Source organism: Quadrisphaera granulorum (assembly GCF_003149145.1).
GTDB lineage: Bacteria > Actinomycetota > Actinomycetes > Actinomycetales > Quadrisphaeraceae > Quadrisphaera > Quadrisphaera granulorum.
In genome coordinates, this window is the sequence record NZ_QGDQ01000012.1 from 86398 (window position 1) to 110274 (window position 23877).

The 23877-nt window shown below is 73.2% G+C and carries 24 protein-coding genes; 17 read left to right on the forward strand and 7 right to left on the reverse strand.

The annotated features are described in order from the left end of the window. Positions 1-6 precede the first annotated feature (6 nt). From BXY45_RS11015 to pdxS, 3 genes are all read left to right on the forward strand, one after another. Complete coding sequence (locus tag BXY45_RS11015; protein WP_109774598.1) at positions 7-612, forward strand: hypothetical protein; 606 nt, start codon at positions 7-9, stop codon at positions 610-612. A 13-nt stretch (positions 613-625) separates the two neighbouring features. After that, positions 626-1195: an NUDIX hydrolase gene (locus BXY45_RS11020; protein ID WP_211319461.1), complete on the forward strand. Its 570-nt coding sequence runs from the start codon at positions 626-628 to the stop codon at positions 1193-1195. Between the two features lie 93 nt (positions 1196-1288). Then, positions 1289-2221, forward strand: coding sequence for a pyridoxal 5'-phosphate synthase lyase subunit PdxS (pdxS, locus tag BXY45_RS11025; RefSeq protein WP_109774600.1), 933 nt, complete (start codon positions 1289-1291; stop codon positions 2219-2221). Between the two features lie 276 nt (positions 2222-2497). On the opposite strand, the gene BXY45_RS11030 is transcribed toward pdxS, so the two are convergent. Both BXY45_RS11030 and BXY45_RS11035 read right to left on the reverse strand, forming a co-directional pair. Beyond that, positions 2498-2869, reverse strand: a complete 372-nt coding sequence (locus BXY45_RS11030) for a hypothetical protein (protein ID WP_109774543.1) — start codon at positions 2867-2869, stop codon at positions 2498-2500. Beyond that, positions 2869-3327 (reverse strand): helix-turn-helix domain-containing protein, encoded by a 459-nt coding sequence (locus tag BXY45_RS11035; protein ID WP_109774544.1) that lies wholly within the window; start codon positions 3325-3327, stop codon positions 2869-2871. The genes BXY45_RS11030 and BXY45_RS11035 overlap by 1 nt, the downstream gene beginning before the upstream one ends. A gap of 99 nt (positions 3328-3426) precedes the next feature. On the opposite strand from BXY45_RS11035, the gene BXY45_RS11040 reads away from it, so the two are divergent. From BXY45_RS11040 to BXY45_RS11050, 3 genes are all read left to right on the forward strand, one after another. Continuing rightward, a complete protein-coding gene (locus tag BXY45_RS11040) occupies positions 3427-3999 on the forward strand; it encodes a Uma2 family endonuclease (protein ID WP_109774545.1) in 573 nt (190 codons plus the stop codon). Positions 4000-4108: 109 nt separating this feature from the next. Continuing rightward, entirely contained in the window at positions 4109-4426 is a 318-nt protein-coding gene (locus BXY45_RS11045) for a putative quinol monooxygenase (RefSeq protein WP_109774546.1), read from the forward strand. 10 nt (positions 4427-4436) lie between these two features. Next, positions 4437-4955, forward strand: a complete 519-nt coding sequence (locus BXY45_RS11050; protein WP_109774547.1) for a cupin domain-containing protein — start codon at positions 4437-4439, stop codon at positions 4953-4955. A gap of 3 nt (positions 4956-4958) precedes the next feature. On the opposite strand, the gene BXY45_RS11055 is transcribed toward BXY45_RS11050, so the two are convergent. Together BXY45_RS11055 and kynU are read right to left on the reverse strand one after the other, a co-directional pair. Next, positions 4959-5735 carry an aminoacyl-tRNA hydrolase gene (locus BXY45_RS11055; RefSeq protein ID WP_109774548.1) on the reverse strand — a complete coding sequence of 259 codons (777 nt, stop codon included), beginning with the start codon at positions 5733-5735 and terminating at the stop codon, positions 4959-4961. After that, positions 5732-7027, reverse strand: a complete 1296-nt coding sequence (gene kynU / locus BXY45_RS11060; RefSeq protein WP_172601942.1) for a kynureninase — start codon at positions 7025-7027, stop codon at positions 5732-5734. Before kynU ends, BXY45_RS11055 begins: the two co-directional genes overlap by 4 nt. Positions 7028-7121: 94 nt before the next feature. Here kynU and pdxT point away from each other — a divergent pair, with 94 nt between their 5' ends. Both pdxT and BXY45_RS11070 read left to right on the forward strand, forming a co-directional pair. After that, positions 7122-7763 (forward strand): pyridoxal 5'-phosphate synthase glutaminase subunit PdxT, encoded by a 642-nt coding sequence (pdxT, locus tag BXY45_RS11065; RefSeq protein WP_109774602.1) that lies wholly within the window; start codon positions 7122-7124, stop codon positions 7761-7763. A gap of 83 nt (positions 7764-7846) precedes the next feature. Continuing rightward, entirely contained in the window at positions 7847-8596 is a 750-nt protein-coding gene (locus BXY45_RS11070) for a YebC/PmpR family DNA-binding transcriptional regulator (protein ID WP_109774549.1), read from the forward strand. Positions 8597-8599: 3 nt separating this feature from the next. Here BXY45_RS11070 and ruvC read toward each other — a convergent pair whose 3' ends face one another. Then, positions 8600-9232 carry a crossover junction endodeoxyribonuclease RuvC gene (ruvC, locus tag BXY45_RS11075; protein ID WP_109774550.1) on the reverse strand — a complete coding sequence of 211 codons (633 nt, stop codon included), beginning with the start codon at positions 9230-9232 and terminating at the stop codon, positions 8600-8602. Between the two features lie 141 nt (positions 9233-9373). Here ruvC and ruvA point away from each other — a divergent pair, with 141 nt between their 5' ends. The 7 genes from ruvA to BXY45_RS11110 all read left to right on the forward strand — a co-directional run bounded on the left by ruvA (position 9374) and on the right by BXY45_RS11110 (position 18222). Beyond that, positions 9374-10030, forward strand: a complete 657-nt coding sequence (gene ruvA, locus BXY45_RS11080; protein WP_109774551.1) for a Holliday junction branch migration protein RuvA — start codon at positions 9374-9376, stop codon at positions 10028-10030. Continuing rightward, positions 10030-11211: a Holliday junction branch migration DNA helicase RuvB gene (gene ruvB, locus BXY45_RS11085; RefSeq protein WP_109774552.1), complete on the forward strand. Its 1182-nt coding sequence runs from the start codon at positions 10030-10032 to the stop codon at positions 11209-11211. Before ruvA ends, ruvB begins: the two co-directional genes overlap by 1 nt. Before the next feature lie 11 nt (positions 11212-11222). Further along, complete coding sequence (gene yajC / locus BXY45_RS11090) at positions 11223-11624, forward strand: preprotein translocase subunit YajC (protein WP_109774553.1); 402 nt, start codon at positions 11223-11225, stop codon at positions 11622-11624. 66 nt (positions 11625-11690) lie between these two features. Further along, the gene (gene secD / locus BXY45_RS11095) at positions 11691-13844 is read left to right on the forward strand and encodes a protein translocase subunit SecD (protein WP_211319462.1); all 2154 of its coding nucleotides are present in this window, start codon (positions 11691-11693) and stop codon (positions 13842-13844) included. 1 nt (position 13845) lies between these two features. Beyond that, positions 13846-15006 carry a protein translocase subunit SecF gene (gene secF, locus BXY45_RS11100; RefSeq protein WP_109774554.1) on the forward strand — a complete coding sequence of 387 codons (1161 nt, stop codon included), beginning with the start codon at positions 13846-13848 and terminating at the stop codon, positions 15004-15006. Next, a complete protein-coding gene (locus tag BXY45_RS11105) occupies positions 15003-15605 on the forward strand; it encodes an adenine phosphoribosyltransferase (RefSeq protein WP_211319463.1) in 603 nt (200 codons plus the stop codon). Before secF ends, BXY45_RS11105 begins: the two co-directional genes overlap by 4 nt. 376 nt (positions 15606-15981) lie before the next feature. Beyond that, entirely contained in the window at positions 15982-18222 is a 2241-nt protein-coding gene (locus BXY45_RS11110) for a RelA/SpoT family protein (RefSeq protein ID WP_342799542.1), read from the forward strand. Positions 18223-19016: 794 nt separating this feature from the next. Here BXY45_RS11110 and BXY45_RS11120 read toward each other — a convergent pair. After that, positions 19017-20762, reverse strand: a complete 1746-nt coding sequence (locus BXY45_RS11120; RefSeq protein ID WP_245961755.1) for a DUF349 domain-containing protein — start codon at positions 20760-20762, stop codon at positions 19017-19019. Then, positions 20759-21601: a peptidylprolyl isomerase gene (locus BXY45_RS11125; protein ID WP_109774556.1), complete on the reverse strand. Its 843-nt coding sequence runs from the start codon at positions 21599-21601 to the stop codon at positions 20759-20761. The genes BXY45_RS11120 and BXY45_RS11125 overlap by 4 nt, the downstream gene beginning before the upstream one ends. Before the next feature lie 118 nt (positions 21602-21719). Here BXY45_RS11125 and BXY45_RS11130 point away from each other — a divergent pair, with 118 nt between their 5' ends. After that, positions 21720-22454 carry an MBL fold metallo-hydrolase gene (locus tag BXY45_RS11130; RefSeq protein WP_245961756.1) on the forward strand — a complete coding sequence of 245 codons (735 nt, stop codon included), beginning with the start codon at positions 21720-21722 and terminating at the stop codon, positions 22452-22454. A gap of 54 nt (positions 22455-22508) precedes the next feature. Further along, on the forward strand, positions 22509-23870 hold the full coding sequence (gene hisS, locus BXY45_RS11135; protein ID WP_109774557.1) for a histidine--tRNA ligase: 1362 nt from the start codon (positions 22509-22511) through the stop codon (positions 23868-23870). Positions 23871-23877 lie beyond the last annotated feature (7 nt).

The window sequence follows — 23877 nt, forward strand, 5'->3', positions numbered from 1 at the left end:
TTCACGATGGTCACGCTGGTGCTGGCGGGCGTCGTCGTCCTCGGAGGACTCGCCTGGTGGCTCAGCGCGCGGGCGGCGCGCCTCGACAGGATGCACGTGCGGGTGGAGTCCACGCGGGCCGCGCTCGATGCGGCGCTGTTGCGCCGGGCCGCCGCGACGGAGGCGCTGGTCGCGAGCGGCGCGCTCGACCCGGCCAGCGCGCTGCTGCTCGCCTCCGCCGCGGCCGAGGCGACCGCGCCGCTGGAGGAGGTCGAGCGTGAGGTGGTCGAGTCCGACCTCAGCCGAGCGCTGCGCGCGGTGCTGACGCCCGGCGCTGTGCAGGTGCTGCACGACCGGCGCGACGTCGTCGTGGAAGGGCTCCTGGCCGACCTGGCCACCGCGTGCGAGCGGGTGGTGCTGGCTCGCCGGTTCGCCAACGACGCCGTGGTCGCCGCGCGGCGCACCCGGGGGCGGCGCGTGGAGCGGTGGGCACACCTGGCGGGCCGGGCGCCGCTGCCGCGCACCTTCGACGTCGACGACGAGCCGCCAGCGCTCGCGCCTCGCGGGGCAGCCGGGGCAGTAGCCGAGAGCGGGGCGCAGCCCCCGGCACCACGGGACCGGCTCGCGGGCTGACAGGCTGGGCCGCGTGGTGGACGCAGCCGGCGAGCAGCCCGACGAGTGGGCGCTGGGCGATGACGGCCTCTGGTTCCGCCGAGGCGCTCGCGTGCTGCTGGTCGACACCGCTCGCGGCACCGCGTCCGACGAGGTGCGCCTACTGCTCGTGCGCGGGCACGACGCCGACCAGGTCGAGCGGTCGTGGTGGTTCACGGTCGGCGGGGGTATCGGGGCCGCCGAGGACGCGCGGGAGGCCGCCGCGCGGGAGGTGCGTGAGGAGACCGGCCTGGACGTGTCCGCTGAGGAACTCGTCGGGCCCGTGGGGGAGCGCAGCGCCGTCTTCGACTTCGCGGCCCGCACGTGCCGGCAGGACGAGCTGTTCTTCGTCGCCGTCGTCCCCGGGGCCGAGGCGCGCGGGGTCTCGACCAGCGGGTGGACGGTGCTGGAGGGCGACGTCCTCGACGAGCTGCGCTGGTGGTCGCTGCCGGAGCTGGCCGCCGCGCAGGCGGCCGGGGCGACCGTCTACCCGCACGCGCTGGTCAGCCTGGTGGAGGAGCTGCTGGACGGCTGGGACGGTGTGCTGCGCCAGATCGGTGACTGATCCGTCACGTCCGGTTCGGGGGCCTGCAGGTCGCAGCGCTGACCAGTGATCGGCGGTGCGGCGTGCCCGACGCGCCGCCGTACGATGGACGACATGTCCGAGTCCTCCACCTCCGCCTCCGCACCGCAGGTCAGCGGCGCCGCGCCCCAGGTCGGTACCTCCCGCGTGAAGCGCGGCATGGCCGAGATGCTCAAGGGCGGCGTGATCATGGACGTCGTCACCGCTGAGCAGGCGCGCATCGCTGAGGACGCCGGCGCCGTCGCCGTCATGGCCCTGGAGCGCGTGCCCGCGGACATCCGCGCGCAGGGCGGCGTGGCCCGGATGAGCGACCCCGACCTCATCGACGCCATCCAGGCCGAGGTCTCCATCCCGGTCATGGCCAAGGCCCGCATCGGCCACTTCGTCGAGGCGCAGGTGCTGCAGAGCCTCGGGGTCGACTACGTCGACGAGTCCGAGGTGCTCACCCCGGCCGACTACACGCACCACATCGACAAGTGGCAGTTCACGGTGCCCTTCGTCTGCGGCGCCACCAACCTCGGCGAGGCGCTGCGCCGCATCACCGAGGGCGCGGCGATGATCCGCTCCAAGGGCGAGGCAGGCACCGGTGACGTCTCCAACGCCACCACGCACATGCGCACCATCCGTGCGGAGATCGCCCGGCTGACCTCGCTCAGCAAGGACGAGCTCTACGTGGCCGCCAAGGAGCTGCAGGCCCCCTACGACCTCGTCGTCGAGGTCGCTGAGGCCGGCCGCCTGCCCGTCGTGCTGTTCACCGCCGGCGGCATCGCCACCCCGGCCGACGCCGCGATGATGATGCAGCTCGGCGCCGACGGTGTCTTCGTCGGGTCCGGCATCTTCAAGTCGGGCAACCCGCAGCAGCGTGCCGAGGCGATCGTGCAGGCCACCACCTTCCACGACGACCCCGACGTCATCGCCAAGGTCTCCCGCGGCCTGGGCGAGGCCATGGTCGGCCTGAACGTCGAGGCCATCCCCGAGCCTCACCGCCTGGCGCAGCGCGGCTGGTGAGCTGACACCTCTGCACCCGCCTGCACCGAGCAGGACGACGACGGCCGGCGCCCCCGCGAGGGGGCGCCGGCCGTTGCCGTGCTCGGGGTGTGTTCGGCCCGTGCGCTCCTCGCCGCAGCTGACCGTGGTCACTTCCGGGACTGACCGTGGTCACCTGCGGTGGCGTCAGCCCAGGAACGCGTCGTCACAGGTGACCGAGGTCAGCTCCAGACCTGACCACGGTCGGTTTCGGGAGCGGCGGTATCAGGGGTAGCGGGTGCTCAGCGCCCGATGGAGTCAGCGCCCGATGGAGAGTGCGCGGTTGACGTCGTCGACGGCCATGCGAGGGTCCGGCACCTCCACGACGACGCGGGCAAAGCCCGCGGTGTCCGCTCCCGGTTCCAGTTGGACGACGACGGTCCGCCGCCCGGAGTGCACGGCGTAGAGCGTCTTCGCGCCGCCGCGGTGGAACGTGCCCACGGCCGCGACCCCCGGCAGGTGCAGACCCGGGGCGCGGACGCCCTTCGGCTCGGCGGCGGCGCCCGGATCGGCCGTGGCGCCGCGCACCGCCGACAGCGGCACCACGAGCCGGCGCCGCATCGCCCACACGGCGTCGAGGCCGGTGAGCCTCACCTCGAGGTTGCTGTCACTGACCGTGATGCGTGCCATCACGTCCTCCTTGTCGCTGCTGGTGTGGGAGCCGGGGGCACCGGCGTTGTCGTGGCCGGGAGCCCGTCGGGAGGGTCGCCGTCGAGGCGAGCCCGATCCAAGAGGCGTTGCCCGAGCACGCCGGCGGCCCGCGGGCCCAGCCGCGCGCAGGCGTCGCGCACGATGTCGCGGACCGCGTCGTCGTGCGGGGCCAGCTCGAGAGCGGCCACGAGCAGCAGGTCGAGCGCACGGTCGCCGTCGTCGTCCTCGGTCCCCCAGGAGAGCAGGGGGGTGTGGCGGGCCAGGGCGGCGAGGAAGAGGCCGCGCTTGCTCCCGAAGGCGCCGTAGAGGCTGCCGCGGTGCAGGCCGGTGGCGCTGACGAGGTCGTCGACGGAGGTCGCGGCGTAGCCGAGCTCGGTGAAGCAGCGGGTGGCGGCGTCGACGACCACCCCCTCATCGAAGCTGCGGGGTCTCGCCATGCCGCCATCATCACCCATGAATGAACGATCAGTCAATAACCCTGGTCGTGGGTGTCGTGGATCTGGCGCGCTGTCGGTGCCAGCGGTCACCATGGCCGGGTGAGCGCGCAGCCCCTCGAGAGCGACCCGGAGGTCCGCCGCTTCGGCATCACCCGGGAGCAGTTCGACAGGATGGTCGGACCCGACGGCTATGACAGTCCTCCAGTGGAACTGCTGGAAGGAGTGCTGGTCGAAGTGGTGCCGCAGGGTGGGGAGCACAATGATGTCGTCGGCGAGCTCGGTCAGATGCTGGCGCAGGCTGTGCGGCCGCCCTGGCGTGTGCGGACGCACTCCCCCTTCGCGGCGGGCGTCCGGTCTCAGCCCGAGCCTGACGTCGCCGTCGTCCTGCGTCGTCCCGGTGCCCACCCCGACACCGCCGCGCTCATCGTGGAGGTGGCCCAGTCGAGCCAGCGGCTCGACCTCGTGCACAAGCCACGCGTCTACGCGGCGGCCGGAGTGCCGGTGTACTGGGTGGTTGATCTGCCGGCGCGGGAGGTCGTCGTCCACAGCGACCTCGTGGACGGCGGCTACGCCAGCGTGGAGCGGGCGCCGTGGACGGCGTCGCTCGAGGTGACGATCGGAGATGAGGCGCTGACGGTCGTGCTCGAGGAGCTGCTCGCCGATGGGGAGTGACCCGGGGTGTCTCGGTCTGAGACAGACCCTTCCCTGGCGGCGGCGTCAGGTGTCAGCGTGCGATCGCGCCCGGGGGCGGACCCGGGCACCTCAGCGAGGAGGACCTGCGATGACCACCCCCACCGACGAGCGCCGGGATCTGCTGACCGTGGTTGCCACCATGCGTGCCCGCGCCGGTAAGGAAGAGGAGCTGCGCGAGGCTCTGGAGGCCTTGGTCGAGCCGACCAGCCACGAGGCCGGGTACGTCAACTACGACCTGCACCAGAACCTCGAAGACCCGGCCGAGTTCGCCTTCTACGAGAACTGGGAGAGCCCCGACCACCTCGACGCGCACCTCGCCGCCCCGCACCTGGTGGAGTTCGTCGAGAAGATCCCGGACCTGCTCGACGGTCCGCTGGTCGTGCGCCGCATGCGTCGGATTGCCTGAGGCCGGCCAGGTGGGCCGTCACGAGCAGCCCCACGCCGACCACTCCGACGATCCTGAGCACGGCGAGCACAGCTACACCCCCGAGGAGGGCCTGCACGGCGGGCGTTCGGTCAGCACCGACGTCGACGTGTCCGTGGTCACGCCCGACCAGCGCGACGCCGGCACCGCCCAGACCGCCGGTGGTCTGCACCGCTGGGCAGCGGTGAGCGAGGCGATGAACGGCGCGAGCTTCTGGATGGGCTTCGCCGTGCTCGACCCGGGCGGGCAGACCGGCGTGCACCACCACGGCGAAGCCGAGACCGCGATCTACATCCTCAAGGGCACCACGCGCTGGTGGGTGGGAGACCGGCTTGACGAGCCGCGCGAGGCCACAGCCGGTGACTTCGTGCACATCCCCGCCGGCGTCGTGCACTGGGAGCAGAACGCCAGCGACACCGAGCCGGTGGAGATGGTGGTGGTGCGCAGCACGCAGGAGGCCGTAGTGGTCAACCTCCACGACCACCCGCACGCGCCGGAGCACGCCCGCTGAGCGCTACCCCTCGAAGCCCGCGCTCACGGTGACTGTGCCGGGGGCGACCTCGGTGTAGCCGGCGTCGCGGATGTCCACCCGCTGCGACGCCGGCAGCACCGGCGCTCCCTGGAGGACGACGACGGCGAGGGCCGTGGCCACGTCGGGGTCCGCGCTGGCCAGCCATGCGGAGACGGTGGCCCGGTCGAGTCGTTCCAGCGCCAGCTGCGCCGCGTGCCCGACCTGCGCGACGGCCTTGCCCGTGCTCATGGTCACGCCGGGGGCGAGCCGGATCGTCAGCACCGGCCCACCCCGTCCGTGATCATGGGCGTCCGCCACCACCGAGGGTGGCGGACGCCCATGATCACGGGGGGAGGGGTCGGGGTCGGTGAGGTCCAGACCGCCGACCTGCAGGTCGCGCAGGAGCTTCGGGGAATCGTCGCGCGGGTGCGGCGCGAACGCCCTCACTTGCGCCGGCGGCGTCTGCCCGTCACCGCCCGCGCGGGCCTCGACGTGCGGCAGCTCTGCCGTCCTGTCCCACCGCGACCCCCGCGCGCGCCGCCCGATCTTGCGGATCCGCTGGCCGCGCCAGCGGGCGACGGCGTCGTGGAAGACGCCGTCGGGGTCGGTGGTCCGTTCGTCGATGAGCAGGGCGACGACGGCGCGCGCCGCCGCCACCAGCACGTCCGTGTGCGCGGGCGGTCCGCCGGCGCTCTCGCGCTCGACCCGCACCACGAGCGAGAGCGCCCACGGTTCCTCTTCCGGTGGCAGCCACTCCTGCTCGGCGTTCTGCTCGCTCATGTGACGGTCGGCCGCTCGGACAGCTCCGCTGCCTCGTGCTCGCCGCCGTCCAGGACGGCCCTCAGCGCGACGACGGCGGCCAGCACGTCTGCGTGGGACAGGTACAGCGGTGCGATGCCCCACCTCATGACGTCCGGCGCGCGGAAGTCGCCTTCCACGCCGCGCGCGTGCAGCGCCCTGACGAGCCCCCACGACTGCGGGTGACGCAGCGCCAGGGCGCTGCCCCGCCGCTCGGGTTCACGCGGCGTGACGACCTCCACCTCCGGCACGAGCGCGTCCAGGGCCTCGAGCGCGAAACCCGTCAGCGACAGCGACTTCGCGCGCACGGCCTGCACCTCGACGTCGTCGTACGCGGTCAGAGCCGCCTCGAGGGCCAGCATGCTGATCATCTGCGGGGTGCCCGTGCGGGCCACGGCGATGTCGGTGGCGGGGGTGTATTCGGCCGTCATGGCGAACGGCTGCGCCGCGGAGTTCCAGCCCGGGATGGGGTTGGCGAAGGCGGCCTGCAGTCGGTGCGGCACGTAGATCCACGCCGGGGCGCCCGGGCCGCCGTTGAGGAACTTGTAGCTGCAGCCGACGGCGTAGTCGACGTCGTTCGCGTCGAGGTCAGCGGGGACCACCCCGGCGGAGTGGCACAGGTCCCACAGCACGAGCGCCCCGACGTCGTGGGCCGCGCGGGTCAGACCGGGGAGGTCCCACAGCTCCCCGGTGCGGTAGTCGACCTGGCTGAGGGTCACCAGCGCGACCTCCCCGCCGCGCGCGGCGAGCACGGCAGGCACGTCCGGGGGAGAGGCCAGCACCACCTCCCAACCGGCGAGGCGAGCGTCGGAAGCCAGGACGTACAGGTCGGTGGGGAAGGAGGCCGGGTCGGCGACGACGACGCGGCGTGCGCCGTCCGCGCCGTCCGCGCTGCGCCGCCGGGTCTCGGCGGCCGCCGCCAGGTGGACCTTGTGCAGCTGCACGCTGGTGCAGTCGCCCGCCACCACCTGGCCAGGCGCAGCGCCGAGCAGCTCGCCGATGCGGTCACCGACGCGCTGCGGCGCCGCCCACCAGCCAGAGGTGTTCCAGCCCCCGACCCGCGAACGGCCCCACTGCCGCTGGACGGCGTCGGCGACGGCGGGGGCCACCGCCCGCGGCAGCGCTCCGAGGCTGTTGCCCACCAGGTACACCGAACCGTCATCAGGCAGGTCGAACCTGTCGCGGACGTGGCCGAGGGAGTCGGCTGAGTCCAGCGCGGCAGCCTGTCCGAGCAGGGGAGCCGGCGCGCTCAGGTGATCGGCGGCGGTGCTCACCGTTCCATCTTGCCGGGGCTGGGACCATGGAGGGGTGAGCGCGCCCTCCGTGACCTCGCACCAGCCCTCGGTGCCGCCGTCCGAGCAGCCGTCCGTGCATCCTTTCGGGCAGCGGCGGTCGTCCAGCGACGCCCCGCTCGTCGGCGTCCTCGCCCTTCAGGGAGACGTCCGCGAGCATGCCAGAGCCCTGGAAGCCGTGGGCGCGCGTGCCGTCCCGGTGCGCCGCCCGAGCGAGGTGCGCGCCGTCGACGGCCTCGTGCTTCCGGGTGGGGAGTCCACCACTATCGACAAGCTGGCCCGGCGGTTCGAGCTGCACGATCTCCTGCGCGAGCGGATCGCCGAGGGCATGCCCGCCTACGGGTCGTGCGCCGGTCTGATCATGCTCGCCGACCGGCTGGTCGACGGCATCGAGGGGCAGCAGACGTTCGGCGGGCTCGACGTGCTGGTGCGGCGCAACGCCTTCGGGCGGCAGGTCGAGTCGTTCGAGGAGGACCTCGACGTCGTCGGCGTCGAGGGCGGCCCGGTCCGCGCCGCGTTCATCCGGGCACCCTGGGTGGAGGAGGTCGGCCCCGGTGTGGAGGTGCTCGCCCGCACCCGCACGGCCGCAGCCGCCGACAGGGCGGTGGCGGTGAGATCGGGCCACCTGCTGGCGACGTCCTTCCACCCGGAGATCACCGGCGACCACCGCGTCCACGCGCTGTTCGTCCGGATGATCGAAGAGGCTGCTCGGCAGTGAGCGCCGCCGCTCACGCTCGGTAGACTGGACTGTTGATTCGACCTGACCTGACCTGAACCAGCGAGCCCCCGAGGAGGTGTGCGATGTCGGGCCACTCCAAGTGGGCGACCACCAAGCACCAGAAGGCCGTCAAGGACGCCAAGCGCAGTTCGGCCTTCGCCAAGCTCATCAAGAACATCGAAGTTGCGGCCCGCACCGGCGGCGGCGACCCGGCCGGCAACCCGACGCTCTACGACGCCATCCAGAAGGCGAAGAAGAACTCGGTGCCGAACGACAACATCGACAGGGCGGTCAAGCGCGGCTCCGGTCAGGAGACCGGCGGCGCCGACTACCAGACGATCATGTACGAGGGGTACGCCGCGCACGGCGTGGCCGTGCTCGTCGAGTGCCTCACCGACAACCGCAACCGTGCGGCCTCCGACGTGCGCGTGGCGTTCACGCGCAACGGCGGCACCATGGCCGACCCGGGCAGCGTGGCGTACCTGTTCTCGCGCAAGGGCGTCGTTGAAGTACCAGCGGTCCCGACCCTGGACGAGGACGACGTCCTCGCCGCCGTCCTCGACGCGGGCGCTGAGGAGGTGAATCGCGTCGGAGACTCCTTCGAGGTGGTCTCCGAGGCGACCGACCTCGTGGCCGTGCGCACCGCGCTGCAGGAAGCCGGCATCGAGTACGACTCCGCCGAGGCGCAGTTCGTGCCCTCGATGCAGGTCCCGCTCGACGAGGAGCAGGCGCGCTCGGTGCTCAAGCTCATCGACGCCCTGGACGACCTGGACGACGTCCAGAACGTCTACGCCAACCTCGATGTGCCGGAGGGCGTGCTCGAGGACGCCTGAGGCTCACCGCGCGGGAACGCGCCACTCCTTGGGCTGGGCCCGTGCCGCTGCGGCGGCACGGGCCCACGCCGTCTGCGCCGCGGTCGGTGCGCCGGCGCTCCCGGCCACGGACGCCAGCGGGTCTGCGTGGTAGGCCGTGTCCTGGCCGGCGGCCAGGGCGGTCGGGCCACCGCGCCACAGGTGACAGACCGCCAGAGCGAGGCCGTCGGCGGCGTCGGCGGGCTTCGGGGCCTGGGCGAGACCGAGGATCTTGGTGATCATCAAGGTGACCTGCGCCTTGTCGGCGCGGCCGTTGCCGGTGACGGCGGCCTTGACCTCGCTGGGGGTGTGCGTGGCCACCGGGAGGCCGTGCTGTGCGGCCAGCATCATGGCGATGCCGCTGGCCTGCGCCGTCCCCATGATCGTGGAGACGTCGTTGCGGGCGAAGACCCGCTCCACTGCCACCGCGTCCGGCAGGCACTCCCTCAGGACGGCGGTGAGCCCGTCCGCCACCTGCAGCAGCCGCTGCGCCAGAGGGAGATCCGGATCGGTGCGGACGACGCCGACGGCGACCAGCTTCGCCTTGCGTCCGGGCAGGCCGTCGATCACGCCCCACCCGCAACGGGTGAGGCCCGGGTCGACCCCCAGGACACGCACGGGACCACCCTCGCACGCCGCACGCCCGTTCGGGTGACAGGCCGTGACGCCGTGTCACGGCGAACGGTCGGGTCTTCGGCATGTCCGGTGGCTCGTCCGGGCTGTCGGTGGCGCGTGCGAGGCTGCCCGGGTGATGAGGTCATGATCGCTTCGGTGCGCGGCTCGGTGCTCTCGATCCGGCTCGACGGCGTCGTCGTCGAGGTCGGGGGAGTGGGGATGCTCGTGCACACCACCCCGCGAACCCTGGCCGACCTGCGCCGCGGCGCGGAGGCGATGCTCCACACGAGCCTCGTCGTCCGTGAAGACTCGCTGACCCTGTTCGGGTTCGCCGAGGCCGACGAGCGAGACGTCTTCGAGGTGCTGCAGTCCGTGACGGGCGTCGGGCCGCGCCTGGCGCTCGCGGTCCTCGCGGTGCACTCCCCGGAGGAGCTGCGCGTCGCCGTCGCGTCCGAAGACCTCGTGGCGCTCAAGCGCGTACCGGGCATCGGTCAGAAGGGCGCGCAGCGGATGGTGCTCGACCTCGCCGACAAGATCGGCGCGCCCAGCGGTGAGCTTCCCGCGCCGCGCGCCGGTCGCACCGCCGCAGCCGCGCCGGCTGCGGCCAAGCCGGCGCCGTCACCCGTCGTGGAGGCACTGGTGGGCTTCGGCTTCAGCGCCAAGCAGGCCGAGGACGCCGTTGCCGCCGTCACCTCCGCCGATGGCGGCTCCGACGGGACGGGCCGGGCCGGCGCGGGCGACGCCGCCGCCGACCTCGCCACCACCCTGCGCGCCGCTCTGCGGCACCTCGGACGGCACTGATGAGCGATCGCTCCCGCGAGCTCTCCGGTGAGGGCCCCGCAGAAACCGGCGACGGAGCGCTCGGGGTCCGCCTCGTCGAGCCCGGCGCTGACGAGACCGAGCGGGCCGCCGAGAGCGCGCTGCGTCCCAAACGCCTGCGCGACTTCGTCGGCCAGCAGGTGGTGCGCAACCAGCTCTCGATCGTCCTGGAGTCCGCCCGGGCCCGTGGTCGCGCACCCGACCACGTGCTCCTGTCCGGCCCGCCGGGCCTCGGCAAGACGACCCTGTCGATGATCATCGCGGCGGAACTCGGTACCCACCTGCGTATCACCTCCGGCCCCGCCATCCAGCACGCCGGAGACCTCGCGGCCGTGCTCACCTCGCTCGAAGAGGGCGACGTGCTCTTCGTCGACGAGGTGCACCGCATCGCGCGGCCCGCCGAGGAGCTGCTCTACGTGGCGATGGAGGACTTCCGCGTCGACGTCGTCGTCGGCAAGGGACCCGGGGCTACCGCCATCCCGCTCGACCTGCCGCCCTTCACCCTCGTCGGCGCCACCACCCGCGCCGGGCTGCTGCCCGCGCCGCTGCGCGACAGGTTCGGCTTCACCGCCCACCTCGACTTCTACTCCACCGCCGAGCTCCAGCAGGTGCTGCACCGCTCCGCCGCCCTGCTCGGCGTCGCCCTCACCAGCGAGGGCGCGACCGAGGTCGCACGGCGCTCCCGGGGCACGCCGCGTATCGCCAACCGGCTCCTGCGCCGCGTCCGCGACTGGTCGCTGGTGCGCGGCAGCGGCGCCACGGGCGGGGGAGTCGTCGTCGACGAAGCCTCCGCACGGGCGGCGCTGGAGGTCTACGAGGTCGACCCGCTCGGCCTCGACAGGATCGACAGGGCTGTGCTGCGGGCGCTGTGCCGCACCTTCGGAGGCGGCCCGGTCGGGCTGTCCACGCTGGCCGTGGCCGTCGGGGAGGAAGCCGAGACGGTCGAGACCGTGGTCGAGCCGTTCCTCGTGCGCGAAGGCATGATCGGGCGTACGCCGCGCGGCCGGGTGGCCACGGACGCGGCCTGGCGTCACCTCGGGCTCGAACCCCCGCTCACGCGGCCCGGCGGGCTGCCCGGGCAGCTGGAGCTGGGGGAGCCGGGTTCAGGGCGATCCCCGGAGCAGCTTCCCCGAAGCGCGGATGACCTCAGCGACGGCAGGTAGGGTCCCTGGCAATGGACGCCGTGATCCTGCTCATCCCGATCGCCCTCCTGCTCTGGCTGATCCTCCGCGGACGCAAGCAGCAGCGGGCCGTCTCCGACCTGCAGGCTTCCCTGGCCGTGGGCCAGCGCGTCATGACGGCCTCCGGCCTGTACGGCACGGTCGTCGAGGTCGGTGACACCACCGTCGACCTCGAGCCCTCGCCGGGCGTCCGGATGACGTGGGCGCGCGCGGCCGTCGCCCGCGTCGTCGACCCTGTCGACGCCGCCCCCTCGGCCGACTCTGCCAAGCAGGCCACCATCACCTCGACCACCGACCCGTCGGCGCCGCCGACGGCTGACGGTGGCACCCACGGTGACACCGCCCCCGGCGCCGCGGGCACCTCCTCCGAGGCGCCGGAGCGTCACGACCGCTGATCCCGCGCGGCACCTGCGCCGCCCATCGCCGACCCACGGGCCGGCCTCCGTCCGGAAGAGACCCCGTTGGCACGCTCCCGCTCCTCAACGTCCCGCGCCCGTCGCTCCCTGCTGTGGCTGACGGCCCTCGTCGTCGCCCTCGTCGCCGGCCTCGGCTCGGCGGTGCAGTGGGGCGGCGCCGGATGGACGCCCAAGCTCGCCCTCGACCTGGCCGGCGGCACGCAGATCATCCTGACGCCGCAGCTGCGGGGTGGTGAGAGCGCCGACGAGATCACCCCGCAGACCATCGCGGACGCCATCACGATCATCCGCCAGCGCGTCGACTCCTCCGGCCTCACCGAGGCGGAGATCACCAGCTCCGGCGGCAACAACATCGTCGTCAGCCTCCCCGGAGACCCGGCCGAGCAGGCCGGTGCCGTCGAGCTCGTCTCGCAGTCCGCGCAGATGCGGTTCCGGCCGGTGCTCTACGCCGAGCCGGTTGGTGCGCCCGCGCCCGCCCCGACGGACGGCGCCACCCCCGGAGCGACCCCCGGGGCCACGGACGGCGCGACACCGGGGGCCACCGACGGCGCGACCCTGGGCGCCACACCGAGGGCGACGGACAGCGCGAGCCCAGCTACCACGGGCAGTGCGCCCGCGGCGTCGCAGAGCGTCACCGGAGGCGCAGCGCCGTCCGAGAGCCAGCAGGGCAGCCGACTGCCCGGTGCGCTGCTGTCAGGTGCCAGCCCCACCGCCAGTGGCACTGCGACTCCGACGCCCACCGACGCAGCGAGCCCGGCGGCCAGCGACGCAGCGACTCCGGCGCCCAGCGATGCCGCCAGCCCTGGGGCGGCCCAGGCTCCGGACCCGTCGAACCCGAGCGACCTGAACCAGATCACGCCCGAGCTGTACGCGCAGTTCCAGGCGCTGGACTGCAGCAACCCCGTCGCCGTGGGGCAGCAGCTGAACGACGTGGCGGACGGTCCGGTCGTCACCTGCGCCACCAATGGCACCGAGAAGTACATCCTCGGCCCGGTCGAGGTCGAGGGCACCGACATCAGCGGCGCCACTGCCGGCCTGCAGACGTCGAGCACGGGCGCCGTCAGCAACAACTGGGTGGTGAACCTCAGCTTCGACAGCCGCGGTGCCGAGGAGTTCGGCAAGACCACCACGCGCCTGTTCCAGCTCCAGAGCCCCCAGAACCGGTTCGCCATCGTCCTCGACGGCACCGTGGTGTCGGCACCCTCGGTGAACGGCCCCATCACCGACGGCAACGCGGAGATCAGCGGCTCCTTCACGCAGGAGACCTCGACGACGCTCGCGAACCAGCTGAAGTTCGGCGCGCTGCCGATCTCCTTCACCACGCAGAGCGTGGACAGGATCTCCGCCGTCCTCGGCTCCGAGCAGCTCGAGCGCGGCCTCCTGGCCGGCGCCATCGGTCTGGTGCTCGTCGTCCTCTACTCACTGGCGCAGTACCGGGCGCTGGGCCTGGTCACCGTGGCCAGCCTCGTGCTCGCCGCCGGCATCTCCTACCTGGTGACGGTGCTGCTGGGCTGGTACCAGGGCTACCGCCTGAGCCTCGCGGGTGTCGCCGGTTTCATCGTCTCGATCGGCATCACGGCCGACTCGTTCATCGTGTTCTTCGAGCGCGTCCGCGACGAGGTGCGCGAGGGCAGATCCCTGACCTCGGCCGTCGAGACGGGCTGGGCTCGCGCCCGCCGGACGATCATCATCTCCGACGTCGTGAACTTCATGGCCGCCGCGGTGCTCTACTTCCTCGCCGTCGGCGGGGTGAAGGGCTTCGCGTTCATCCTCGGCCTGACCACCGTCATCGACCTGCTCGTCGTGATGCTCTTCACGCACCCGATCCTCGTGCTGCTCGCCCGCCGGCGGTTCTTCGCCACTGGCCACCGCATGTCCGGCTTCGACGGAGAGCGGCTCGGCCGGGCGCCCGCCTACGCCGGACGTGGGCGCGTGCGCACCCCCGCCGAGCGCACGACCCGCGCCGGGAAAGCACGCTCAAAGGCCACGGACGACGCGACGCCCCACCCCGGCTTCGATGACGGCGACGGCGCCGAACACCGCGAGCCGGTGACCACCGGCTCGCCGGGCCGCACCACCATCGCCCAGCGCCGCGCCGCCGAGGCCGCGCGCCAGCGCAGCGCCGACGGAGACGACGGCAGCCCGGGCAGCTCAGCCGGGTCCGGCAGCGCCTCCGGCACGACCACCGAGGAGCGCTGACATGCCGTCCTTTTCCCAGCTCGGCAATGATCTCTACACGGGTCGGCGTGGCCTCGACGTCATGCGCACCCGGCGCACGTGGTACGTCGTCGCGTCGCTGCTCGTGGGGCTGTCCGTCGTCCTGCTCCTCACCAAGGGGCTCAACGCGGGCATCGAGTTCCGGGGCGGCTCGGAGTTCCGGGTCTCCAACGTCACGACCACCTCGCAGGATCCGGCCGAGGCCGCGGTGCGCTCGGTGGTCCCGGACGGTGAGCCGCCGCGCATCTCCACGGTGGGCGACAACGCCGTCCGCGTGCAGACCGAGCAGCTCAGCCAGCAGCAGACCGACGCCGTGGCCAAGGCCCTCGCCGAGGGCTACGGCGTGCCGGCCGGCAGCGTCACCGACTCCTTCGTCGGCCCCAGCTGGGGCAAGGACGTCACCACCAACGCCCTCACCGGCCTGGGCATCTTCGTGGTGCTCGCCGCGGTGGTGCTGGCGCTGTACTTCCGCACCTGGAAGATGTCCGTCGCCGCGCTGGTGGCGCTCGTGCACGACGTCGTCATCACCGCCGGGGTCTACTCCCTGTCGGGGTTCGAGGTCACACCCGCCACGGTGATCGGCTTCCTCACCATCCTCGGGTACTCGCTCTACGACACCGTGGTGGTGTTCGACAAGATCCGCGAGAACACCGAGCACGTGCTCTCCAGCAGCTCCAAGACCTTCGCCGAGGCCGCCAACCTCGCGGTCAACCAGACGCTGGTGCGCTCCATCAACACCTCGGTGGTGGCGCTCCTGCCGGTCGCCTCGATCCTCTTCATCGGTGCGCTGTTGCTGGGCGCGGGCACGCTGCGTGACATCTCGCTGGCGCTGTTCGTGGGCATCATGGCGGGCACCTACTCCTCGGTCTTCCTCGCGCCGCCGCTGTACGTGCAGATGCGCGAACGCGAGCCCGACATCGCCCGCCAGCGCGACAAGGTCCTGGCGCGTCGCAGCGGGTCCGCGGAGCCGACCACCGGCTCGACGGCCGCCGTGGCGGCAGGAGTGGCCAGCGACGGTGGGGAGGCGACCTCCGGGGGGACGGCGACGGCGGTCCTCGAGCGCCCGTCCACCGGCCGTACACCCCGGCCCCCGTCGGGTGGGCAGCGCAGCCAGCCGCGCCGACCTGGCGGCCGGCGCCGGTGAGCAGCAGCGAGCACCGCGCCACCCATCGGGCCCACCATCGGGCGACGACGGACGACGACGCGGCGGGCTTGCTATCGCTGCTGCGCGCCGTGCCGGACCACCCGGCCCCGGGCATCACGTTCTGGGACATCACGCCGCTGCTCGGTGACGCGGGCGCCCTGGCCAGGGCCACCGAGGCCCTGGCGGTCGCCGCGCAGGCCCTGCCCGGTGGCCGGGTCGACCTCGTGGCCGGCGTCGAGGCTCGCGGCTTCGTGCTCGGTGCGCCGCTCGCGCTGGCCCTCGGGGCGGGGTTCGTCCCGCTGCGCAAGGCGGGCAAGCTGCCGTGGCGCACGGTCCGGCAGGACTACTCCCTGGAGTACGGGAAGGCGTCGATCGAGGCCCACGAGGACGCCGTCCCCGCGGGCGCCCGCGTGCTCGTCATCGACGACGTCCTGGCCACCGGCGGCACTGCCGCCGCGGCCTGCGCCCTGGTCAATCGGCTGGGCGGTGAGCTCGCAGGGGTGGTCTTCCTCCTGGAGCTGCTCTCCCTGCAGGGGCGTGCGGCGCTCGCGCCGGCCCTGGCAGGCGCGCCGGTCACCTCGGTGCTGCAGACCCCCTGAGGTCAGCGACCCGCCGCGGCGCGGCCAGCGCGCGGCGTCCGTCGTCGTCCTCCTCTTCCTGCCGCACTTTCCGCGGCAAGTGCGCTTCCTGAGCCTCCCTTCTCGCACTTTCCTCGGAAAGTGCGGGTGGGGAGCCGACAGAGAGGGCGGGAGTGTCGTGAGCGCCGGAGGCGTTGACCTCGACGGTCGTAGACTCGGCAGTCCAGCGGGCCCGGGAGGTGTGGTGGACCAGACAGCGCAGTCGTCATCAGCGGTGAGTGCCGACGGTCCCGACTCCTCGGGGCTGCCGGTCGGACAGGCAGCAGCCCAGGCCACCGCGCCTCCACCGGCTCCCCAACCGGAGGCCGTCGAGGCACCCCCGCCGCCCGGCAACGGCATCCGCCGCCGTCTGGCGCGCCTGGGGACCCGCCCGCCGGCCACGCCCGCTGCCATCGAGCCGCTGCTCACGGCGGTGCGCGCCAACCATCCCCGCGCGGACACGGCCGTGCTGGAGCGGGCTTACGTCGTCGCCGAGAAGGCGCACCGCGGCCAGCGCCGCAAGAGCGGTGACCCGTACATCACGCACCCTGTCGCGGTCGCGACGATCCTCGCCGAACTGGGCATGACCCCGCCCACCCTGGCCGCAGCGCTCCTGCACGACACGGTCGAGGACACCGGCTACGCCCTCGCCGAGCTGCGCCGCGAGTTCGGCGACGAGATCGCCGACCTGGTCGACGGCGTCACCAAGCTCGACAAGGTCACCTACGGTGACGCCGCCCAGGCCGAGACCGTCCGCAAGATGGTCGTGGCGATGGCCAAGGACATCCGCGTGCTGGTCATCAAGCTCGCTGACCGCCTCCACAACGCCCGCACCTGGAAATTCGTGCCGGCGGCCTCGGCGGAGAAGAAGGCCCGGGAGACCCTCGAGATCTACGCCCCGCTGGCGCACCGCCTGGGCATGAACACCATCAAGTGGGAGCTGGAGGACCTGTCCTTCGCCACCCTCTACCCGCGCATGCACGAGGAGGTGGTGCGCCTCGTCGCCGAGCGCACCCCCGCGCGCGAGGAGTACCTGGCCACCGTGCGCGAGCAGGTCAACGCCGACCTGCGTGCCGCCAAGATCCGCGCCACGGTGTCGGGCAGGCCCAAGCACTACTACTCCGTGTACCAGAAGATGATCGTGAGGGGCCACGACTTCACGGACATCTACGACCTGGTGGGCCTGCGCGTCCTGGTCGACACGGTCCGCGACTGCTACGCCGTCCTCGGTGCGCTGCACGCGCGCTGGAACCCGGTGCCCGGCCGGTTCAAGGACTACATCGCGATGCCCAAGTTCAACATGTACCAGTCGCTCCACACGACGGTCGTGGGGCCCGACGGCAAGGCCGTCGAGATCCAGATCCGCACCCACGACATGCACCGCCGCGCGGAGTACGGCGTGGCCGCGCACTGGAAGTACAAGGACGCCTCCGTCGGCGGGGGTGCCGGCGGCAAGGGCAACCTCGAGGACATGTCCTGGCTGCGCCAGCTCGTCGACTGGCAGTCCGAGACGGCCGACCCGGGCGAGTTCCTCGACAACCTGCGCTTCGAGATCAACGCGCAGGAGGTCTTCGTCTTCACCCCCAAGGGCGAGGTCATCGGCCTGCCCGCGGGATCCACCCCGGTCGACTTCGCCTACGCCGTCCACACCGAGGTCGGCCACCGCACCATGGGCGCCCGCGTCAACGGGCGCCTCGTGCCGCTGGAGAGCCAGCTCGACAACGGCGACGTCGTCGAGATCTTCACCTCCCGCGTGGAGGGCGCCGGCCCCAGCCGCGACTGGCTGATGTTCGTCAAGAGCCCGCGCGCCCGCAACAAGATCCGCGCGTGGTTCTCCAAGGAGCGCCGCGAAGAGGCGATCGAACAGGGCAAGGACGCCATCGCCAAGGCGATGCGCAAGCAGCACCTGCCGATCCAGCGCCTCATGAGCCACGAGGCCCTCGTGGGCCTGGCCAACGAGATGCGCTACGCCGACGTCTCCGCCCTCTACGCCGCCGTCGGTGAGGGGCACGTCTCCGCGCAGTCGGTGGTGGAGAAGCTCGTCGCCGCGCTCGGCGGTGAGGAGGGCGCCACCGAAGACCTGGCGGAGGCCACCACCCCCTCCCCGGCCGTCCGGCGGCCTCGCACCGGTGACCCCGGTGTCGTGGTCAAGGGCGTCGACGACGTCTGGGTCAAGCTCGCCCGCTGCTGCACGCCCGTGCCGGGCGACACCATCGTCGGGTTCGTCACGCGTGGCGCCGGGGTTTCGGTGCACCGCGAGGACTGCGGCAACGTCGTCGGTCTGCGCACCGAGCCCGACCGCATCGTCGAGGTCGAGTGGGACGTCAGCTCCGCCAGCGTCTTCCTCGTGCAGATCCAGGTCGAGGCCCTGGACCGCTCGCGGCTGCTCTCCGACGTCACCCGCGTGCTGTCCGACAGCCACGTCAACATCCTGTCGGCGCAGGTCACCACCTCACGCGACCGCGTGGCGCTCTCGCGGTTCACCTTCGAGATGGCCGACGCCACCCACCTCGGGCACGTCATCAACGCGGTGCGCCGCGTCGACGGCGTGTTCGACGCCTACCGCGTCACCGGCAGCACCGCGGGCCGACAGGCCTGACGCCCGTCCCTGCGCCTCCACAGGGGGACGACGACGGGAGCCGGGCAGGCGGCGCAGCTCGCGCCGACCTGCCCGCTGCCCGGGACGGCGCCGGGCTGCCAGAAGGCGCAGCGCGAGTGCCGGGTCGGCCCCGGCCGCGACAGCGGCCCGGAGCAGCGGGGCGGCGTCGTCAGCGGGGAGCCACAGCGCGATGTCGGTGGCCGTGCGCTCCAACGTGGTCACCGGGACACCCCACAGCTCCTCCACGTGGTGCGCGGCGAGGTGGGCGTGCCGCGTGCGCCGCCAGGCCGGGTCTCGGCGCGACCCTCCGGCCCCGTGGTTGCCGACGACGACGTCGACCACGGGGCACCGCTCCAACGCCCCGCGCAGCCACAGCGCCGCGGCCCCGCCGACGACCTCGTCGGGCGCGAGCCGCTCCCGGAGCAGACCGGCACGCGCCGCAGGGACGGCGGCGGTGTCGGCCGGCAGGTGACCGTCGAGCTCGGGCACGAGCACGCCCTCGTGGACGAGGGCGGCGACGTCACTGGTGGACAGACCTGAGGTGCTACCTGGGCTGCTGTGTGGAGCGAGGAGCCAGGCAAGGGCGGGGGAGACCACACGCGCAGCCTGCCCGGAAACGCCGTCCTCCCGCTGGCGCCGTCCACAGGCACCCCGACTCGAGTCGTAGCGCTGCCGCTCACTCAAGACAACGCCCCGCCCATGACAATGCCCCGTTCATGCCTGAGGGCCGCTGAGGACCCGCCTGGCGGCGGGTCCTCAGCGGCCCTTAACAGCAACGCAGCGGGCCGGCCCGATCAGCCGGACGCCTCCTCCGCGGTGCGGCGCGCGGTCTCGAGCCACAGCCGGCGCGCTTCCAGCGCGATCTGCGCCTTCGCCTCGGCGCGGGAGTCTCCCTTGGCGCGGGCGGCGGCCAGGTCTGCCTCGAGGTCGGCGACGACGCGTTCCAGCTGCTGGACCGCGCTGTCGGCCCGGGCCTTGACCTCGGGGTTGGTCCGCTTCCAGGTGGCGCCCTCGGCGTCGTTGACGGCCTGTTCGACGGCCCGCAGGCGCTTCTCCACGCGCTGGAGGTCGGCACGGGGCACCTTGCCGGCGGCGTCCCACCGCTCCTGGATCGAGCGCAGCGCCCGGCGCGCCGAGCGCGCGTCGGTGACCGGGAGGAGCTTCTCGGCCTCGACGAGCAGCTCCTCCTTGACAGCGAGGTTGCCGCGGAAGGACTCGTCCTCGGCCTCGTTAGCCGCGGTGCGCGCCGCGAAGAACGCGTCCTGGGCGGCGCGGAAGCGCACCCACAGGGCGTCGTCGTCCTTGCGAGAGCCGCGCGGGGCCGCCTTCCAGCGGTCCATGAGCTGGCGGTACGCGGTGGACGTCGGGCCCCAGGCGGTGGAGGTCGCGAGGGACTCGGCCTCGATGACGATCTCTTCCTTGGTCTGCTTCGCCTCGGAGTTGCGCTCCTCCAGGGCCGAGAAGTACGCGCGGCGGGCCCTGTCGAAGCTCGTCCGGGCGGCGCTGAACCGCTTCCAGAGGTCGTCCTCGGACTTCTTGTCGAGGCGCTGGGCGCGCTGGGCGTCCTTCCACGCGTCGAGCAGCTCCCGCAGGCGGTCACCGCTGGGGCGCCACTGCATGCGCTCGGGGTCGACGGCCGCGATCTGCTCGGCCTCCTCGACGATGGCGTTGCGCGCGCTCAGCGCGGCCTCACGGGCCGCAGCTCGGGCGGCGTCGGCTTCCTCGCGGCGGGCGGCGGCCACGGCCTCCAGGTCACGCGTGCGCTGCGCGAGGCCCTCGAGGTCTCCCACGGCCAGCACGTCGGCCAGGGAGCCACGCAGCGCGCGCAGCTGCCCGACGACCTCGCCGGGGGCCACCTCGGCGGACATGAGCCGCTGCTCGGCGATGTCGACCTGAGCGACCAGGGCGTCGAACTCGCGCCCGTAGTGCGCCAGCGCCTCGGCCTCGGTGGCGTCGACGACGGTGCCGACCTGACGCTCACCCTCGGCGGTGCGGACCCACACGACGCCCTCGGCGTCCATGCGACCCCAGGGCGTGGGGTCCGACGGGGGACGGACGGCGGGGCGCGTCGTCGGTGCGTGCGGACGCGGTGCGCGACGCGGCTTGGGCGCTGGACGGCCGCGCCCGCCGCCACCGCCGGGCTTGGGTGCCCCCGGGGCGGGGGTGGCGGCCGCAGCCGCCGCCTCGTCGGCCGGAGCCTGCTCCGCTGCCTCGTCGGTCGGAGCCTGCTCCGCTGCCTCGTCGGTCGGAGCCTGCTCCGCTGCCTCGTCGGTCGGAGCCTGCTCCGCGGCGTCGCTCGGCTCGTTGGTGGCGTCGGCCTCGGCAGCGGGTGCCTCGGCGGCGTCCGCGGGTGCGTCGGCAGCGTCGCTCGGCTCGGAGGCCGGCTCGCCGGTCGGCTCGGCGCTCTCCTGCGCCGCGGCCTCCTGGAGGGCCGCGGCGACCTCGGCCACCTCGGGGCGCTCCGAGGTGGTGGTGGGCTCGGTCACGGCGTCTCCAGCCTCCTCGCCGATGGCGGGGGTGGGGGTCGTCTGGTCGCTCACTGGACAGTCACCTGCTCGATGCTGATCGGGGTGGTCGGTTTGCCGTCTCCGGGGCCGTTGCTGCCGTCGTCACCGGCGGAGGCCACCCGCTGCACGACGTCCAGACCGCTGGTGATGCGGCCGAGCACCGTGTACCCGCCCGCCGTGTCCGACGGGATGGTCGAGTCCTGGTAGACGAGGAAGAACTGGCTGCCCTGGCTGTCGCCGTCGCTGCCGCGGCGGGCCATCGCGATGGTGCCGGCCGGGTACACGTTGTCAGACGGGGCGGCCTCCACCGGCCCGAACGTGTAACCGGGGCCGCCGGTGCCGGTGCCGGTGGGGTCACCGCACTGCAGCACGTAGATGCCGGACGTCGTGAGGCGGTGGCAGGGCGTGCCGTTGAAGAAGTTGTCACGGGCCAGGGTCACGAACGACGCCACGGCTCGCGGCGCCTTCGCGCCGTCGAGCTCGACGCCGATGTCTCCGCACGACGTGACGAGCGTGCCGGCCCAGGTGCGCCCCTGGGCCACCGACGGGTCGGGGGCCGAGGAGAGCTGGGTGGCGGAGGCGTCGGGCGTCGAGGTGGGCGCCGGGCAGGCGTTGGCCGGCGGCGAGGCGCTGGTGGTAGCCGCTGCGCTGGGGCTCGCGCCGGGAGCCGCGGCCTCGTCAGCTGCGGAGGGACGGAAGCTGAACCACGCGACGACGGCGATACCCGCCAGGACGACGACGACCAGCGTCGCCGCGATCGCGGTGTTCCGGCGGCGGCGCCGCTCGGCGGCCTTGGCCGCCTGGCGTCGCTGCCACGCCTGGTGGCGCCGTCGCTCGTAGTCGCGCTCGCGTTCGCTCTTGCTGGGTGGCATGCCGCCCCTCACCTCCTGCGGCCTCGTCGTGAGCCGGTCGTCTGCGCTCCCGCTGGACGAACGGGCCCCGGGGAGTCTACGGCGCGGCATCGAGCCGGGTCCTGACTAGGCTCCCCGCGTGCTGGCGTCCGCGATCCCCGACACCGTCATGGGCACCAACTGCTGGGTGCTGGCGACGGGCCGGGGCCAGGAGTGCATCGTCGTCGACCCCGGCTTCGACGTGCTGGACCGCCTGCGCGCGGAGCTTCTCGAGCACCGGCTGCGCCCGGCCGCCGTCGTCCTGACCCACGGCCACGCCGACCACGTCTGGTCGGTGACCCCGGTGTGCCGCTCCGGCGCGGCGGGCAGCGGCGGCGTGCCCGCGCTCGTGCACGGCGACGACAGGTACCGCCTGCGCGACCCGCTCGCCGACCTGTCCGCACCGCTGCGAGCCATGCTCGAGCAGCAATTCGGCCCCGCGGCGCGCTGGGAGGAGCCCGACGACGTGCGCGACCTCGTGGCCGACCAGGTGCTGGAGATCGCGGGCCTGTCCCTGCGGGTCCAGCACGCCCCCGGCCACACCGAGGGCTCGACCGTGCTCAGCCTCGACGAGGCGCCCGACGTCCTGTCCGGGGCGCTCGCCGGTGCGGAGCGGGTGGTGATGACGACGACGTCGACGGTGCTCGCCGGTGACGTCCTCTTCGCCGGAAGCATCGGCCGCTGCGACCTGCCCGGTGGCGACCCCGCCGCGATGGCCCGGTCGCTGCGCGACGTCGTCCTCCCGATGCCCGACGACAGGCTCGTGCTGCCCGGTCACGGCCCCGTCACCACCATCGGCCGCGAGCGCGCGGTCAACCCGTTCCTGCCGCGCTGACGACCCGCTGACACCCTGCTGCACTGACGACCCGTCCGAGACTGGAGAACCCCTGTGGCCCGCCCCACCCCGCTGTCCGGCTTCCCCGAGCTGCTGCCGTCGGCCCGCCTGGTCGAGCAGCACGTGCTCGACGTGCTGCGCGAGGTGTTCGAGCTGCACGGCTTCTCGAACATCGAGACCCGCGCGGTGGAGCCACTGTCGGTGCTGCTGCGCAAGGGCGAGATCGACAAGGAGGTCTACGTCGTCCGTCGGCTCCAGGCCGAGGCCGGCGAGGAGAGCGGTTCATCCGACGATCTGGCGCTTCACTTCGACCTCACGGTGCCGTTCGCGCGCTACGTGACCGAGAACGCGGGTCACCTGCAGTTCCCCTTCCGCCGCTACCAGATCCAGAAGGTGTGGCGGGGTGAGCGCCCGCAGGAGGGTCGCTACCGCGAGTTCACGCAGGCCGACATCGACGTCGTCGACAGGGGCACCCTCGCCGTCCACCACGACGCCGACATGGCCCGCGTCATGGGCGAGGCCCTCGCGCGGCTGCCGCTGCCGGGTGTGACGCTGCAGGTCAACAACCGCCGGCTGGTGGAGGGTTTCTACCGCGGGCTGGGGCTTGAGGGTGACGTCCTGACGGGGTCGATCGGGGCCACGATGCGGGCCGTCGACAAGCTCGACAAGGTCGGCGCTCGCGGTGTGGCCGACCTGCTCGCCCAGGCCGGGCTCACGCAGGCCCAGGCCGACGGGGCGCTCGCTCTCGCGCAGGTCCGTGCCGGCGCCGGTGACCTCGTGGCGTCCGTGAGGGCGCTCGGCGTCAGCCACGAGCTGCTCGACCAGGGCCTGGAGGAGCTGCTGGCGGTGCTCACCGCCGTCGACGACCTCCCCGCGGACCGCGTCGCCGTCGTCGCCGACCTGTCCGTGGCTCGCGGCCTGGACTACTACACGGGCACCGTCTACGAGACGCGCATGCGCGGCTGGGAGTCGCTCGGGTCGATCTGCTCGGGCGGTCGCTACGACGCCCTCGCCGATGACGGCCGCGACGTGTACCCCGGCGTCGGCATCTCCCTCGGCGTGACGCGGGCGATCATCCCGCTGCTGGGCAAGGGCGCCGTGCGCGCCAGCCGCCCCACGCCGACCGTCGTCGTCGTCGCCGTCGCCGACGAGGCCCACCGCCGTGACGCCGACCGGGTGGCGAGTGCGCTGCGGGCGCGCGGCGTGGCTGCTGAGGTGTCGCCGACGGCGGCGAAGTTCGGCAAGCAGATCCGCTTCGCCGACCGGCGCGGGGTGCCGTTCGTGTGGTTCTCGCAGGAGGACGGCTCCCACGAGGTGAAGGACATCCGTTCCGGCGAGCAGGTGCTGGCTGACCCGGCGTCGTGGCTGCCGCCCGCGGCCGACCTGCGTCCGACCGTGGTGCTGCCCGAGGCCTGACCCGCAC